Raw genomic sequence first — 14062 nt, 5'->3', positions numbered from 1 at the left:
GCGTACGGTGCGAACGCGCGGAGGGTTGACGATGCGCCGCTCCCACTGCATGATGGTTGCCATGCATCCCGACGCGCTCCGCGCCATCACTTCGACCACCACCACCACCACGACCGCGCCAGGCGGGTCGTGAGGACGGTATCGAGTCGGAGATCGCATACTTGCTTCAGGGCCCCGCCAGCGATGGACGGGGCCTTGTTGTTTCTCCGTCCATCGCAGGGGCCGCTGACCGATCGATGTGACATGACTGGAGAAACACCATGGCCGAACCTTCCCTGCGCCGTGCCCTGCTGATCATCGACATGCAGCGTGGCCTGTTCGACGGCCCGGAGCCGCCCCACGAAGGCGAGCGTATCCTCGCGCAGATCAACCAGCTCGCGGCCCGCGCGCGCCAGGCCGGTGCGCCGATCTTCGCCGCGCGCCACACCGGCCCGGCGGGATCGCCCATTGCCGCAGGCAGCCCGGCCTGGGAGCTGTTGCCGCGCCTGGCCGTGAACGCCGCGCACGACACCGTATTCGACAAGACCCGGCCGAGCTGCTTCTTCGGCACGGAGCTGGCCGAGCGCTTGGCCGAAGCGGGCGTGAAGGAACTGGTGATCACCGGCATGAAGACGCAGTACTGCATCGATGCGACCTGCCGCGCGGCGGCAGACCTGGGCCTGCGTCCGGTGCTGGTGGCCGATGCGCATACCTGCATGGACACATCCGTGCTGCCCGCTGCGTCCATCATCGCCCACCATAACCTCACCCTGGGTGGTGCGTTCGCACAACTGGTGGCCGCGGCGGATTGCCGTTTCTAGCTTCGCGGACGGACAGCCATGCCGGCGGGCATTCAGCGCCGGCTAGTGCACTGCCGCGGCCGGGAAGTCGACGCTGCAGTCCGGGTGATCCGCATCGTGGCTGTGCGGGTGGAGGGCACCCGGTACGTCACAGCGATCGAGCCCACCGGCATTCAGCCAGGCGGCGGTGGCGGCGGCCGCGCGCTCGATCAACTCGCTGCAGCGGGTGTAGTCGTAGGGCGAGACGTCGAGCGGGCATAGCGGCGGCACCACGCTGATGCGGGCCCGCTCGGACCAGCGTTCAAGGTCCTGCACGAGCTGGCGCGCCACCAGCAGCGACAGTGCGTTGAACGCATGCTCGATGGGGCCGCGCGGCTCGCGCCGCTGCGAGCAGGCAAAGCCGGCCGGCAGCACCAGCACGCGCGTGGCGCCCAGGCGCACGGCGGTGGATACCGGCGTGTTGTTGGCCACTCCGCCGTCGATCAGGGCGCGGCCGCCGAGCCGTACAGGCGGGAACACGCCGGGAATCGCGGCGCTGGCCAGTACCGCCTGGACGATATTGCCGGAGGACAGCACCACTTCTTCGCCGGTCTGCATGTCGGTGGCCACCACGTGCAGCGGTAGCTCGGTACCCTCCAGCTGCGCGTCGCCGAAATTGCGGGCCAGCAGCCGCTGCAGCGCGGTGGACTCGACCAGGTGTCCGCGCCGCCCGCCGAACATGCCGAGCATGCTGCGCCAGGTCCAGGGCATGACATCAGCGCGCCGTACACCGCGCCACAGTGACTCCAGCCGCGAGGTGCCTTCCATATGGGGATAGCAGGCGAAGTAGGCGCCGTTGATGGCACCGGCCGAGGCGCCGACCACGAAATCCGGTATCACCCCGGAGGCCACCAGCTCGCGCAGCATGCCGGCCTCGATCGCGCCGAGGCTGCCGCCGCCAGCAAAAACGAAGGCTGTCTTTTCCATGGTGTGTTGCGATGCAGCAGGTGCGCGGCAAATCGCCTGGGTGGGAAGGTGAGACTAGGGTATATCGTGGCCGCGTGCGCTGCCAGTACCGCAGGCGGGAAAGGGCTGGAAGGGGGGCTGCCCTGCCTTTGGCACATAATGTGCATAGCGTTGCCACAAAAAAGGCACGCCGGCCCGCAGGCCGGTGCAAAGAGAGGAGACTATGAGCAGTTCTACCGACAATTTCTCGGCCACCATGCGCGATGGCCTGTCCAATCTCGCCCGCCGCCTGCGCTTCGCCATGAAGGAAGGCTCGATCTGGCTGGGCGAGCAGCGCATGATCCTGCTGCATACGGCAGCGCTGGGCGCGCTGCGCAAGGAACTGGTGGACACCCTCGGCATGGAGCGCGCACGCGGGCTGTTCATGCGCATGGGCTTCCATTCCGGCGCCCGCGATGCCGAGCTGGCCAAGTCCATGCGCTCGGGGCACAGCGATTTCGGCAGGCTGGAGATGGGGCCTTGCCTGCACACCATCGAAGGTGTGGTCCGGGTGACGCCACTGGCCGTGGACATCAATATCGCCGAGGGTGTCTATCATGGCGAGTTCCTTTGGGAAGACTCCTTCGAGGGGGATGTCCACCGGCAGATATTCGGCGTGGCGCAGGCCCCGGTGTGCTGGATGCAGATCGGCTACGCCACCGGCTACACCTCGGCGCTGATGGGCAAGACCATCCTCTACCGCGAACTCGAATGCGTCGGCTGCGGGCATGACCACTGCCGCATCCTGGGCAAGCCGCTCGAAGAGTGGGCCGACGGGGAGGCCGAACTGGCCCTGTACCAGCCGGACCCGGTCATCGACACCATCCTGGCGCTGCAGAGCGAGGTCGAGCAGTTGCGGGCCCTGCAGCGCGCCAACGATCAACCGGCCGACCTGGTCGGCGGCTCGCCGGGCTTCCGCGCGGCCTGGAACCTGCTGCAGCGCGCGGCGGGCAGCAATGTGACGGTGTTGCTGCTGGGCGAGACCGGGGTCGGCAAGGAACGCTTCGCGCAGGCGCTGCATGGCGTCAGCGCGCGTGCGGACAAGCCCTTCGTGGCGGTGAACTGCGCGGCCATTCCCGACGAACTGATCGAGTCCGAGCTGTTCGGCGTGGGGAAGGGCGCCTACACCGGGGCCCACCAGTCGCGCGCCGGCCGCTTCGAGCGCGCGCATGGCGGCACGCTGTTCCTGGATGAACTGGGCGAGCTTTCCGCGTCGGCCCAGTCCAAGTTGCTGCGCGTGCTGCAGGAGGGCGAGGTCGAGCGCGTGGGCGGGACCGAGCCGCGCAAGGTCGACGTGCGCCTGGTGGCCGCCACCAATGTCGACCTGGCCGAGGCGGTCAGGCAGGGTACCTTCCGCAAGGACCTGTATTACCGGCTCAACGTCTACCCGGTCACGATCCCGCCGCTGCGCGAGCGCCTGGACGATATCCGGCCGCTGGCCGAGCGCTTCATCGCCCGCTACGGCGCGCGCCACGGCAAGAAGATCCTCGGCATCACCGACCGCGCGCTGGCCGAACTGCGCCGTTATGACTGGCCGGGCAATGTGCGTGAGCTGGAGAACGTGATCGAGCGCGGCGTGATCCTGGCGGCCAACGGCGGCCACATCACCGCCGAGCAGCTCTTCCTGCCAGGCAGTGAAGCACCGCCCGCGGTTGACACCACGCCCCGGCTGGGAGAGCAGGGCGCGCTGCCCGGCCTGCGCGAGGCCGCCGTGCACGGCCTGCTCGACTATATGGCCGAGAACGGCCTGGCGCTGGGCGAAGTGGAAAGCGTGCTGATGGATGCCGCCATGCAGCGGGCCGACGGCAATATGAGCCAGGCGGCCCGGCTGCTGGGGCTGACGCGGCCACAGCTGGCATACCGATGGAAGACGCGCGGCAAGAGTGGCTGAGTGAGGCCGAAAGGATGCGTCAACACCATGGGCCAAGCACGAGGTCTTGGCTCCCTCTCCCCTCATGGGGAGAGGGTTGGGGGAGAGGGGTGGTCTAGCAAGGCGCCACATTCAAACGAAGCCGTCGGTGTGGTCCAGCACGCCAAGGCGAGCCGAAGCCGACAAGATGCGCCAACACCGTTGGCCAAGCATAGTGTCTTGACCCCCTCTCCCCTCATGGGGAGAGGGCCGGGGTGAGGGGTGGTCTAGCAAGGCGCCACGCACAACGAAGCCGTTGGTTTTATCCAGCACGCCAAGCCAAAGACGAAGCCGATGGTGTTGTCCAGCACATCGCCATTGGCAAGCACCCGCCCTCACCCCCAACCCCTCTCCCGCAAGCGGGAGAGGGGAGCAAACCGGCGCGGCGCGAAACGACGGCACACGTATGCGCGCGGCGCAAGCCGACGCCGTGCGAACAAGCCGGCGCCCGTCGAACCACCCACCGACAAGCCGGATCTCCCGGCTTCCTCATCTCCCCACCCCCATTTGATCATTTGATGCACCAGTGACGCGGCCGCCCGATCCCGGCCTGCGGCACGCGCGCTCGCGATGCTGCGCCGCGTCGTGCCGCGCGGCCCCCGTCTCGTCGCGGGAGCGGAGCATCCGCCGCACCCTGCTGTTGCAACGCGCAAGGCGCCAGGCGAGCCCGTACGCTGCCCGCAAACGCCCGCCCGGCGCGGCATTTGATCATTTGATCAAGCGCGGGAGGGGGCTTGATGAATTGATCTAGCTCCGACGTCGCGCTTTGTCCGGGTTTGTACGGAGGCAGCGCGCTCCCGCAGCCCGCGTGCTTCCCGCGGAGGCCGCATCCACGCGGGTGGTCGGGGGCCTGGCACGGTCTTCGCAATGGTCTGGCGAAACAGAACGCAGAACGCAGAACGCCACGCGCAAGGAGACACCATGATCAACCAGTCGGTCCCGCTCTTCGAAGCCACGCCGCGCTACGTGCGGGTGGAAGGCCGTACGCCGGAGGGCTTCGTGCTGTTCGCCTTCAGCGTCGCTGACCCGGAGCTGAACGTCGAACTCATCATGCCCGAGCCGATGTTCGAGGCCTTCTGCAGCGTGAACCACGTGCAGTTCCTGCCGACCATCCCAGCACCCACCGAGCTGGCAGAGCAGGACGCGGCATAGCCAGCATTTCCCCCGCAAGTCAGAAATCGAACGTCGCCGGCCGCACGCGCGAGCGCAGGCCGCCACAGAGACACACACCAGGAGACATCGCGATGCAAGTCGACATCAAGACGCAGCAGATCCAGCCGCTGCGCCAGACCTACGGCCACGTGGCGCGCCGCTTCGGCGACAAGCCGGCCTCGCGCTACCAGGAAGCGACCTACGACGTGCAGTCGGAGGTCCACTTCCAGTACCGCCCGACCTGGGCGCCGCAGTTCGAACTGTATGACAAGCGTCGCACCGCCATCGAGATGGCGGACTGGTACGCGCTGAAGGATCCGCGCCAGTACTACTACGGCGCCTACGTGGGCGCGCGTGGCCGCCAGCAGGATGCCGCGGAGAAGAACTTCGCCTTCGTCGAGAAGCGCGGCCTGCTGCAGGCAATGCCGCTGGAATGGCGCGAGCGCCTGACCGAAGGGCTGCTGCCGCTGCGCCACGTCGAGTGGGCGGCGAACATGAACAACTTCTACTGTGCCGACTATGGCTGGGGCACGGCCATCACGCAGGCCTGCACCTATTGCGCCATGGATCGATTGGGCATTGCCCAGTACCTGTCGCGCATCGGCCTGCTGCTCGACGGCAACACCGGCGCGGCCCTCGAGCGTGCACGTGCTGCCTGGCTGGAGAGCGCGGCCTGGCAGCCGCTGCGCCGCTTCATCGAGCACAGCTTCGTCATCGAGGACTGGTTCGAGACCTTCGTCACCCAGAACCTCGTGCTCGATGGCTTGCTCTACCCGCTGATCTACCAGCACGCCGACGCTGCCATCGTGCGTGCCTGCGGCACCGGACTGGCGGTGCTGACCGAGTTCATGAACGACTGGCGCGACGAGCACGTGCGCTGGGTCGACGCCGTGGTGCAGACGGCGGCCGCCGAATCGGATGCCAATCGCCAGCTCCTGTCGGGCTGGGCGCGCAGCGCGCGTGCCCAGGCGGCGGAGGCGCTGCAGCCGGTGGCCGGCATCCTGCTGGGCGAGGAGGGGGCGCAGGCGGTGGCGCTGTGCCTGGAACAGTTCGACGCACGGCTGGCCAAGCTCGGCCTGGCTGCCTGAGGAGACCGAGATGAGCGCCAACGTCTATATCGCCCTGCAGAACAACGACGATACCCGTCCCATCATCGATGCCATTGCCGAGGCGAACCCGCAAGCGGTGGTGTCGCAGTTCCCCGCCATGGTCAAGATCGACGCCCCGGGGCGGCTGACCATCGTGCGCGAGCTGGTGGCCGACAAGCTCGGCCGCGACTGGGACCTGCAGGAGATCCACCTGAACCTGATCTCGCTGTCGGGAAACATCGACGAGACCGACGAAGCCTTCACGCTGCACTGGAGCGCCTGAGCGCCCGAACCCCTGAACGCCAGAAGCGGCAACCGCACGAAACGAACGAGAACACGGAGACATCATGGACGCACGCAAGAAGCTCAACCTGCGCGAGAAGTACGCGATGATGACGCGCGACCTCAGCTGGGAAACCAGCTACGAGCCGATGGACAAGGTCTTTCCCTTCGACAAGTACGAAGGCATCAAGATCCACGCGTGGGACAAGTGGGAGGATCCCTTCCGCATGACCATGGACGCCTACTGGAAGTACCAGTCGGAGAAGGAGCGCAAGCTGTACGCGATCATCGACTCCTTCGTGCAGAACAACGGCCACCTCAACGTCTCGGACCCGCGCTACCTGAACGCGCTGCGCCTGTTCCTGACCGGCGTCACGCCGCTCGAATATGCCGCGCACCGCGGCTACGCGCACCTGGGCCGCCATTTCCGCGGCGCCGGCGCGCGCGTGGCGGCGCAGATGCAGTCGATCGACGAACTGCGCCACGCGCAGACGCAGCTGCACACGATGTCGGTCTACAACAAGTACTTCCACGGCTTCGGCGAATGGCGCCACATGCACGACCGGGTCTGGTACCTGTCGGTGCCCAAGTCCTACTTCGAGGACGCCATGAGCGCGGGGCCGTTCGAGTTCATCACCGCGATCTCGTTCTCCTTCGAGTACGTGCTGACCAACCTGTTGTTCATGCCCTTCATGTCGGGCGCCGCCTACAACGGCGACATGGCGACTGTGACCTTCGGCTTCTCCGCGCAGTCCGACGAATCGCGCCACATGACGCTGGGCCTGGAGGTGGTCAAGTTCATCTGCGAGCAGGATCCGGACAACATCCCCATCGTGCAGAAGTGGCTGGATAAATGGTTCTGGCGCGGCTTCCGGCTGCTGACCCTGGTCGGCATGATGATGGACTACATGCTGCCGCGCCGCGTGATGTCTTGGGCCGAGGCCTGGGAGATGTACTTCGAGCAGGCCGGCGGTGCGCTCTTCAAGGACCTGGAGCGCTACGGCCTGCGCATGCCGAAGTACCACGAGGTCGCCACCAAGACCAAGGACCGCATCACCCACGAGGCCTGGGGCACCTTCTACAACTACGCCGCCGCCGCCGGCTTCCATACCTGGATTCCGAAGGAAGACGAGATGGCGTGGCTGAACGAGAAATATCCCGACACCTTCGCACGCTACTACAAGCCGCGCCTGGACTACTGGCACGAGCGCCAGCAGGCCGGCGAGCGCTTCTACAACGGCACGCTGCCGATGCTGTGCCAGACCTGCCAGATCCCGATGGTGTTCTCCGAGGCGGACGACCCCACGCAGACCTGCTACCGCGAAAGCAGCTACCACGGCATGAAGTTCCACTTCTGCTCCGACGGCTGCAAGGACATCTTCGACGGCGAGCCGGAGAAGTACGCGCAGGCCTGGCTGCCGGTGCACCAGATCTACCAGGGCAACTGCGGCGGCGCCTCGCTGGAGGACGTGCTCAAGTGGTACCGCTTGAATCTGGGCGCGGACAACCTCGACTTCGAGGGCTCGCAGGACCAGAAGAACTGGAATGCCTGGAAGGGCGTGCCGCAGGCTGCCGCCTGAGCGCCGCGCGGCATCGAACGACAAGCAAAGGAGACACGATCATGTCCGTCGCATCCATCGGCGAATACCGCTTCGAACTCGCGGACCGCGAGGCCGTCTTCCACGGCAACCGGCTGCTCTACATCGGCTGGGACCAGCACCTGCTGTTCTGCGCGCCGCACTGTTTCCCCTTTCCGCCGGCCATGCGCTTGCGCGACGTGGTCGAGCAGGTGCTCCCGGGCGTCTACGGCTACCACCCCGACTTCGGCCGCATCGACTGGGACAAGGTGGAGTGGCTGCGCGCCGGCCAGCCCTGGCAGCCCGACTTCGACGCCACGCTGGAACAGAACGGCCTGGGCCACAAGGAAGTGATCCGCTTCCGCACGCCCGGCCTGGACGGCATCGGCGGCAGCGCAAGCTGAGCGCTGCCGCGCAAGGAGAGGAAGATGTATTCGCTCACCATTGAGCCCATCGGGCAGACCATCCCGATCGCGCCCGGCCAGACCGTGCTGGACGCCTGCCTGCGCAGTGGCGTGTGGCTGCCGCACGCCTGCTGCCACGGCCTGTGCGCCACCTGCAAGGTGCAGGTGGTGGAGGGCGAGGTCGACCAGGGCGAGGCCTCCAGCTTCGCGCTGATGGACTTCGAGCGCGACAACGGCCAGTGCCTGGCCTGCTGTGCCACCGCGCAGTCGGACCTGACCATCGAGGCCGACATCGAGGAGGATGAAGATGCTCAGGGCTTGCCGTTGGCCGATTACGAGGCCGAAGTGGTGGAAGTGCGCGCGCTCACCCCGACCATCCGCGGTATCTGGCTGCGCGTCAAGGGCGGCGCGAAGGTGGCTTTCCAGGCGGGCCAGTACCTGAACCTGCAGGTGCCCGGCTGCGACCAGCCACGCGCCTTTTCGCTGGCCAATGCGCCGCACGACGAGCTGGTGGAACTGCACGTGCGCAAGGTGGAAGGCGGGCAGGCGACCGGCTTCCTGCATGAGCGGCTGGCGGTCGGCGACGCGCTGCGCTTCTCCGCGCCGTACGGGCGCTTCTTCGTGCGCAGGTCGGCGCAGGCGCCGATGCTGTTCCTGGCGGGCGGCTCCGGCCTGTCGAGCCCGCGCGCGATGATCCGCGAGCTGCTGGCGGCGGGAGAGACCCTGCCGATCACGCTGGTGCAGGGCGCACGCAACCGGACCGAGCTCTACTACGACGACGAGTTCCGCGCGCTGGCGCAGAGCCACCCCAACTTCCGCTATGTGCCGGCGCTGTCAGACGAGCCGGGGGAGAGCGCCTGGGATGGCGCGCGCGGCTTCGCCCACGAGGCGCTGGCGGCGCTCTATGCCGATGGCGAAGGCCGTGCCGACTTCCGCGGCCACAAGGCCTACCTGTGCGGCCCCCCGCCGATGATCGAGGCCTGCATCCGCACGCTGATGCAGGGCCGGCTGTTCGAGGCGGACATCCATACCGAGAAGTTCCTGTCGGCGGGCGATGCGCAGAACAGCGCGCGCAGCCCCCTGTTCAAGATCTGAAAGGAGGCGGACATGCATACGGTGGAGATCGCAGACAGCGGGCAGCGCTATCCCTGCGGCCCGGGACAGAACCTGCTGCGCGCCATGGAGGTGCTGGGGCAGCGCGGCATTCCCGCGGGCTGCCGCGGCGGCGGCTGCGGCGTGTGCAAGGTGCGCATCGAGGCGGGACGCTACCGCACCGGCAAGATGAGCCGCGCCTGCCTGAGCGAGGCGGAAGAGGGGGAGGGACTGGTGCTGGCGTGCAAGGCCTTTCCCGACAGCGATATCCGGCTGCGGCCGGTTGCGCTGCTGGCGCGCTGCCTCGACAAGGCGCGTGCGCGGCACGAATAGCAGGCCGAGCAGGACCAGCAGGCAAAACCGCAAAGGCGGCAACAAGAAACACGGATCGCGGATCCGGACATCAAGGAGACGAAGATGGCATTGACTGGCGTATTGCGCCCGGGGCACGTGGCACTGCGCGTGCTGGAACTGGAACCGGCGCTGAAACACTACATCGGAGTGCTCGGCCTGAGCGAGACCGGCCGCGACGCGCAAGGCCGCGTCTACCTGAAGGCCTGGGATGAGCATGACCACCACAGCGTGGTACTGCGCGAGGCGGACAGTCCGGGCATGGACTACATGGGCTTCCGCGTCGACAGCGATGCCACACTGCAGCGCCTGGCGCGCGATGTCGAGGCGAGCGGCCTGGCGCAGGACTGCCAGTGGATCGCCGCCGGTGAGCACCTGCATACCGGCAGGCGCTTCCGCTTCACCATTCCCACCGGCCATGCCATCGAGCTGTTCGCGGAGAAGGACAAGCTGGGCTGCCAGACCGGTGACCTGAACCCGGACCCCTGGCCGGACGACCTGCGCGGCATGGCGCCCAGCCGCTTCGACCACTGCCTGCTGTACGGCGACGACCTCGACGGCACGGTCAAGCTGTTCCAGGACGTGCTCGGCTTCTCGCTGGCCGAGAAAGTGGTGGCGGGACCGGAGCGCATGGTGATCGGCGCCTTCCTGACCTGCTCCAACAAGGCGCACGATATCGCCTTTATCCGGCATCCGGAGAAGAACCGCTTTCATCACGCTTCGTTCCAGCTCGACAACTGGAGCGAGGTGCTCAAGGCGGCGGACATCATCTCCAAGCGGGACGTCTCGCTGGATATCGGCCCGACCCGCCACGGCATCACGCGCGGCGCCACGATCTATTTCTTCGATCCTTCGGGCAACCGCAACGAGGTCTTTGCCGGCGGCTATATCCACTATCCGGACAAGCCGACTATTACCTGGACGGACGATGAACTGGGGCGGGCGATTTTCTATCACGACCGGAAGCTGAATGATGCCTTCCTCAATGTGTTGACCTGAGGGGGATCGATTCGAGAGGGAACGGGGTCTTCGGAAAGTGCGGGCCATCGCATTGTTCGGGCGCTGGCCCTCTCCCCCAACCCCTCTCCCGCAGGCGGGAGAGGGGAGCCGCGGCGGCGCGTTTCAAGCGTCCACGCACGCTCGGGCGGAGGGCAGGCTGTCCTCTCCCACGCTGTGGGAGAACGGCAGGTTTGCTCCCCTCTCCCGCTTGCGGGAGAGGGGCTGGGGGAGAGGGCTGGCGCTTGCAGCTGCGAAGACCTGCGTTGTTCCACAGACCTTGGGAAGGAAGGACGGTACCGAGCGCCGCGTGCGCAATTGAGGCAAGACCCCACCGCCAACCCCAAGCAGCAACGAGACAAACACCATGAAAGACTTCCAGAACTTCATCAACGGCGAATGGGTAGCCACCGGCCGCCACTTCGACGACCGCAACCCGGTCGACAACAGCCTGATCGGCCGCGTGCACGAGGCCGGCCAGGCCGAAGTCGATGCGGCGGTGGCCGCCGCGCGCGCGGCACTGAACGGGCCGTGGGGCCGCATGACCGTGGCGCAGCGGGTGGAACTGCTGCACGCCGTGGCCGACGGCATCAACCGGCGCTTCGACGACTTCCTGCAGGCGGAGATCGCCGATACGGGCAAGCCGCTGTCGCTGGCCAGCCATGTCGACATCCCGCGCGGCGCGGCCAACTTCAAGGTGTTTGCCGACCTGATCAAGAACGTGCCCACCGAGAGCTTCGCCATGGCCACGCCCGATGGCGGCGAGGCCGTCAACTACGCGGTACGCGCGCCGCGCGGCGTGATCGGCGTGGTGTGCCCATGGAACCTGCCGCTGCTGCTGATGACCTGGAAGGTCGGTCCGGCGCTGGCCTGCGGCAACACGGTGGTGGTCAAGCCCTCGGAGGAAACGCCCGCCACCGCCACGCTGCTGGGCGAGGTGATGAACGAGGTGGGCGTGCCGCCGGGCGTCTACAACGTGGTGCACGGCTTCGGCCCGGATTCAGCCGGCGCCTTCCTGACCCAGCATCCGGACGTGAATGGCATCACCTTCACCGGCGAGACCCGCACCGGCGAAGCCATCATGAAGGCCGCGGCCAACGGCGTGCGCCCGGTGTCCTTCGAGCTGGGTGGCAAGAACGCCGGCATCGTCTTCGCCGACGCGGATTTCGACAAGGCGGTGGCCGGCATCACGCGCTCGGCCTTCGAGAACAGCGGCCAGGTCTGCCTGGGCACGGAGCGCGTCTATGTGCAGCGGCCCATCTTCGAACGCTTCGTGGCCGCGCTCAAGGCCCGCGCCGAAGGGCTGAAGCTCGGGCCACCGAACGGGGCGGGTGTCACCATGGGGCCGCTGGTCTCGCTGGAACATCGCGAGAAGGTGCTGTCCTACTACCGCAAGGCGGCCGAGGCGGGCGCCACCGTAGTGACCGGCGGCGGCGTGCCAGACATGCCGGGCGCGCTGGCCGAGGGCGCCTGGGTGCAGCCGACCATCTGGACCGGCCTGCCCGAGAGCGCGGCGGTGATCCGCGAGGAGATCTTCGGGCCGTGCTGCCACATCGCCCCGTTCGATACCGAGGAAGAGGTGATCGCGCTGGCCAACGACACGCCCTACGGGCTGGCCGCCACCGTGTGGACCTCGGACCTGGGCACGGCGCACCGCATGGGGCGTGCCTTGGAAGTGGGCATCTGCTGGATCAACTCCTGGTTCCTGCGCGACCTGCGCACCGCCTTCGGCGGCGCCAAGCAATCCGGCATCGGCCGCGAGGGCGGGGTGCATTCGCTGGAGTTTTACACCGAACTGCGCAATATCTGCGTGAAGCTGTGAGGCCCGCCATGCAAGACGAACAACTGCGAGAGATCGGCGCCAGCCTGCACCAGGCGCTCACGGACCGGCAGCCGGTGGCGCCGCTGACCGAGCGCTGGCCCGAGCTTTCCATCGACGACGCCTACCGCATCCAGCTCGCCATGGTGCAGTACCGACTCGATGCCGGCGAGCGGGTGGTCGGCAAGAAGATCGGCGTGACGAGCAAGGTGGTGATGGACATGCTGGACGTGCGCCAGCCGGATTTCGGCCACCTGCTGTCTGGCATGGTCTATCCGGACGGCGCCGCCATTGAGGCCGCCACCCTGATTGCTCCCAAGGCCGAGGGCGAGATCGCCTTCGTGCTGAAGGACGACCTGGAAGGCCCGGGCGTGAGCAATGCCGACGTGCTGCGCGCCACCGCCTATGTGCTGCCCTGCTTCGAGATCGTCGACTCGCGCATCCGCGACTGGAAGATCCGCATCCAGGACACCGTGGCCGATAACGCCTCCTCTGGCGTGTTCGTGCTGGGCGACGCGGCGGTGGACCCGCGCGGCCTCGACTTGGGTACGGTGGGCATGACGCTGGAGAAGAACGGCGAGATTGTCGCCACCGGCGCGGGCGCGGCGGCACTGGGCCATCCGGCGAATGCGGTGGCGTGGCTGGCCAATACGCTGGGACGGCTGGGTATCGGCCTGAAGGCGGGCGAGGTGATCCTGTCCGGCTCGCTGGCGGCGATGGTGCCGGTGCAGGCCGGCGACCGCTTGCGCATCAGCCTGGGCGGCATCGGCTCGGCCGGCGTGCGCTTCGTCTGAACGCGGAATGCCGCAGGGAAAGCCACAAGGAAAGACCATGAACCTGACACAAGAGACCATCCAGCAACTGGCCGAGCACCTGGAGAACGCTGAGCTGCAGCGCGAGGCCGTGCGCAAGATTACCGACGCCCACCCCGAGATGGACTGGGACGACGCCTATGCGATCCAGGACGCGATCCGCGCGCGCAAGGAAGCGCGCGGCACGCGCATCGCAGGGTTGAAGATGGGGCTGACCTCCTTTGCCAAGATGCGGCAGATGGGCGTGAGCGAACCTGTCTACGGCTTCCTGACCGACTACGGCGCCTGCATGGACGGGGCGGCGATCGACACCGGCGGCCTGATCCATCCCAAGGTGGAGGCCGAGATCGCCTTCGTGCTCAAGCGTCCGCTCAAGGGGCCGGGCTGCCATATCGGCGACGTGCTGGCCGCCACCGACTTCGTGCTGCCGGCGGTGGAGGTGATCGACTCGCGCTACGAGAACTTCCGCTTCGACCTGAAGAGCGTGATCGCCGACAACACCTCGTCGGCGCGTTTCGTGACCGGTGGCATCAGCCTGGGGGTGGAAGGGCTGGACCTGAAGAACCTGGGGGTGGTGCTGGAGAAGAACGGCGAGGTGGTGGCCACCGCCGCGGGCGCGGCGGTGCTGGGCCATCCGGCCAACAGCGTGGCGATGCTGGCGAATATGCTGGGTGCGCGCGGGCGGGAGTTGCCGGCCGGGACCTTCATCATGACCGGCGGGGTGACCGAAGCGGTGGCGGTGGCAGCGGGCGACAATGTCACGGTGCGCTATCAGCGGCTGGGGACGGTGTCGATGCGGTTTGTGTGACAGGGAGGG

The 14062-nt window shown here is 67.3% G+C and carries 14 protein-coding genes; 13 read left to right on the top strand and 1 reads right to left on the bottom strand.

Going from position 1 to position 14062, the window contains the following annotated elements; translation table 11 throughout:
* The first annotated feature begins 260 nt into the window (after positions 1–260).
* A complete protein-coding gene (locus AC1Z3O_RS29285; protein ID WP_483519950.1) occupies positions 261–800 on the top strand; it encodes a cysteine hydrolase family protein in 540 nt (179 codons plus the stop codon).
* Between the two features lie 42 nt (positions 801–842).
* On the opposite strand, the gene AC1Z3O_RS29280 is transcribed toward AC1Z3O_RS29285, so the two are convergent.
* Entirely contained in the window at positions 843–1745 is a 903-nt protein-coding gene (locus AC1Z3O_RS29280) for a patatin-like phospholipase family protein (RefSeq protein ID WP_483519948.1), read from the bottom strand.
* Positions 1746–1947: 202 nt separating this feature from the next.
* Between AC1Z3O_RS29280 and poxR the strand changes: the two genes are divergently transcribed.
* The 12 genes from poxR (at position 1948) to dmpH (ending at position 14053) form a co-directional block, all read left to right on the top strand.
* A complete protein-coding gene (gene poxR, locus AC1Z3O_RS29275; RefSeq protein ID WP_483519946.1) occupies positions 1948–3654 on the top strand; it encodes a phenol degradation transcriptional regulator PoxR in 1707 nt (568 codons plus the stop codon).
* Between the two features lie 939 nt (positions 3655–4593).
* The gene (locus AC1Z3O_RS29270) at positions 4594–4824 is read left to right on the top strand and encodes a phenol hydroxylase subunit (RefSeq protein ID WP_483519944.1); all 231 of its coding nucleotides are present in this window, start codon (positions 4594–4596) and stop codon (positions 4822–4824) included.
* Positions 4825–4916: 92 nt separating this feature from the next.
* The gene (locus tag AC1Z3O_RS29265) at positions 4917–5912 is read left to right on the top strand and encodes an aromatic/alkene monooxygenase hydroxylase subunit beta (protein WP_483519942.1); all 996 of its coding nucleotides are present in this window, start codon (positions 4917–4919) and stop codon (positions 5910–5912) included.
* A gap of 10 nt (positions 5913–5922) precedes the next feature.
* Positions 5923–6195 carry an MmoB/DmpM family protein gene (locus AC1Z3O_RS29260; RefSeq protein WP_483519940.1) on the top strand — a complete coding sequence of 91 codons (273 nt, stop codon included), beginning with the start codon at positions 5923–5925 and terminating at the stop codon, positions 6193–6195.
* A 64-nt stretch (positions 6196–6259) separates the two neighbouring features.
* Positions 6260–7774 carry an aromatic/alkene/methane monooxygenase hydroxylase/oxygenase subunit alpha gene (locus tag AC1Z3O_RS29255; RefSeq protein WP_483519938.1) on the top strand — a complete coding sequence of 505 codons (1515 nt, stop codon included), beginning with the start codon at positions 6260–6262 and terminating at the stop codon, positions 7772–7774.
* A 41-nt stretch (positions 7775–7815) separates the two neighbouring features.
* The gene (locus AC1Z3O_RS29250) at positions 7816–8175 is read left to right on the top strand and encodes a phenol hydroxylase subunit P4 (RefSeq protein WP_483519936.1); all 360 of its coding nucleotides are present in this window, start codon (positions 7816–7818) and stop codon (positions 8173–8175) included.
* Between the two features lie 24 nt (positions 8176–8199).
* Positions 8200–9270 (top strand): 2Fe-2S iron-sulfur cluster-binding protein, encoded by a 1071-nt coding sequence (locus AC1Z3O_RS29245; protein ID WP_483519935.1) that lies wholly within the window; start codon positions 8200–8202, stop codon positions 9268–9270.
* 12 nt (positions 9271–9282) lie between these two features.
* On the top strand, positions 9283–9600 hold the full coding sequence (locus AC1Z3O_RS29240) for a 2Fe-2S iron-sulfur cluster binding domain-containing protein (protein ID WP_483519933.1): 318 nt from the start codon (positions 9283–9285) through the stop codon (positions 9598–9600).
* Positions 9601–9684: 84 nt separating this feature from the next.
* Positions 9685–10617 (top strand): catechol 2,3-dioxygenase, encoded by a 933-nt coding sequence (locus tag AC1Z3O_RS29235; RefSeq protein ID WP_483519931.1) that lies wholly within the window; start codon positions 9685–9687, stop codon positions 10615–10617.
* 364 nt (positions 10618–10981) lie between these two features.
* A complete protein-coding gene (locus tag AC1Z3O_RS29230) occupies positions 10982–12436 on the top strand; it encodes a 2-hydroxymuconic semialdehyde dehydrogenase (RefSeq protein ID WP_483519930.1) in 1455 nt (484 codons plus the stop codon).
* 8 nt (positions 12437–12444) lie between these two features.
* Positions 12445–13227, top strand: coding sequence for a 2-oxopent-4-enoate hydratase (gene dmpE, locus AC1Z3O_RS29225; RefSeq protein WP_483519928.1), 783 nt, complete (start codon positions 12445–12447; stop codon positions 13225–13227).
* Positions 13228–13264: 37 nt separating this feature from the next.
* The gene (dmpH, locus tag AC1Z3O_RS29220) at positions 13265–14053 is read left to right on the top strand and encodes a 2-oxo-3-hexenedioate decarboxylase (RefSeq protein WP_483519926.1); all 789 of its coding nucleotides are present in this window, start codon (positions 13265–13267) and stop codon (positions 14051–14053) included.
* Positions 14054–14062 lie beyond the last annotated feature (9 nt).

The organism is Cupriavidus sp. 09_S30, assembly GCF_056930435.1.
This window is presented reverse-complemented; position numbering and strand designations above follow the sequence as displayed.

Coding starts and splice junctions, on each gene's coding strand:
- AC1Z3O_RS29280 (WP_483519948.1), bottom strand. CDS start 1,745: ATGGAAAAGACAGCCTTCGTTTTTGCTGGCGGCGGCAGCCTCGGCGCG.
- AC1Z3O_RS29250 (WP_483519936.1), top strand. CDS start 7,816: ATGTCCGTCGCATCCATCGGCGAATACCGCTTCGAACTCGCGGACCGC.
- AC1Z3O_RS29270 (WP_483519944.1), top strand. CDS start 4,594: ATGATCAACCAGTCGGTCCCGCTCTTCGAAGCCACGCCGCGCTACGTG.
- AC1Z3O_RS29235 (WP_483519931.1), top strand. CDS start 9,685: ATGGCATTGACTGGCGTATTGCGCCCGGGGCACGTGGCACTGCGCGTG.
- AC1Z3O_RS29260 (WP_483519940.1), top strand. CDS start 5,923: ATGAGCGCCAACGTCTATATCGCCCTGCAGAACAACGACGATACCCGT.
- poxR (WP_483519946.1), top strand. CDS start 1,948: ATGAGCAGTTCTACCGACAATTTCTCGGCCACCATGCGCGATGGCCTG.
- AC1Z3O_RS29265 (WP_483519942.1), top strand. CDS start 4,917: ATGCAAGTCGACATCAAGACGCAGCAGATCCAGCCGCTGCGCCAGACC.
- AC1Z3O_RS29285 (WP_483519950.1), top strand. CDS start 261: ATGGCCGAACCTTCCCTGCGCCGTGCCCTGCTGATCATCGACATGCAG.
- dmpH (WP_483519926.1), top strand. CDS start 13,265: ATGAACCTGACACAAGAGACCATCCAGCAACTGGCCGAGCACCTGGAG.
- AC1Z3O_RS29255 (WP_483519938.1), top strand. CDS start 6,260: ATGGACGCACGCAAGAAGCTCAACCTGCGCGAGAAGTACGCGATGATG.
- dmpE (WP_483519928.1), top strand. CDS start 12,445: ATGCAAGACGAACAACTGCGAGAGATCGGCGCCAGCCTGCACCAGGCG.
- AC1Z3O_RS29230 (WP_483519930.1), top strand. CDS start 10,982: ATGAAAGACTTCCAGAACTTCATCAACGGCGAATGGGTAGCCACCGGC.
- AC1Z3O_RS29240 (WP_483519933.1), top strand. CDS start 9,283: ATGCATACGGTGGAGATCGCAGACAGCGGGCAGCGCTATCCCTGCGGC.
- AC1Z3O_RS29245 (WP_483519935.1), top strand. CDS start 8,200: ATGTATTCGCTCACCATTGAGCCCATCGGGCAGACCATCCCGATCGCG.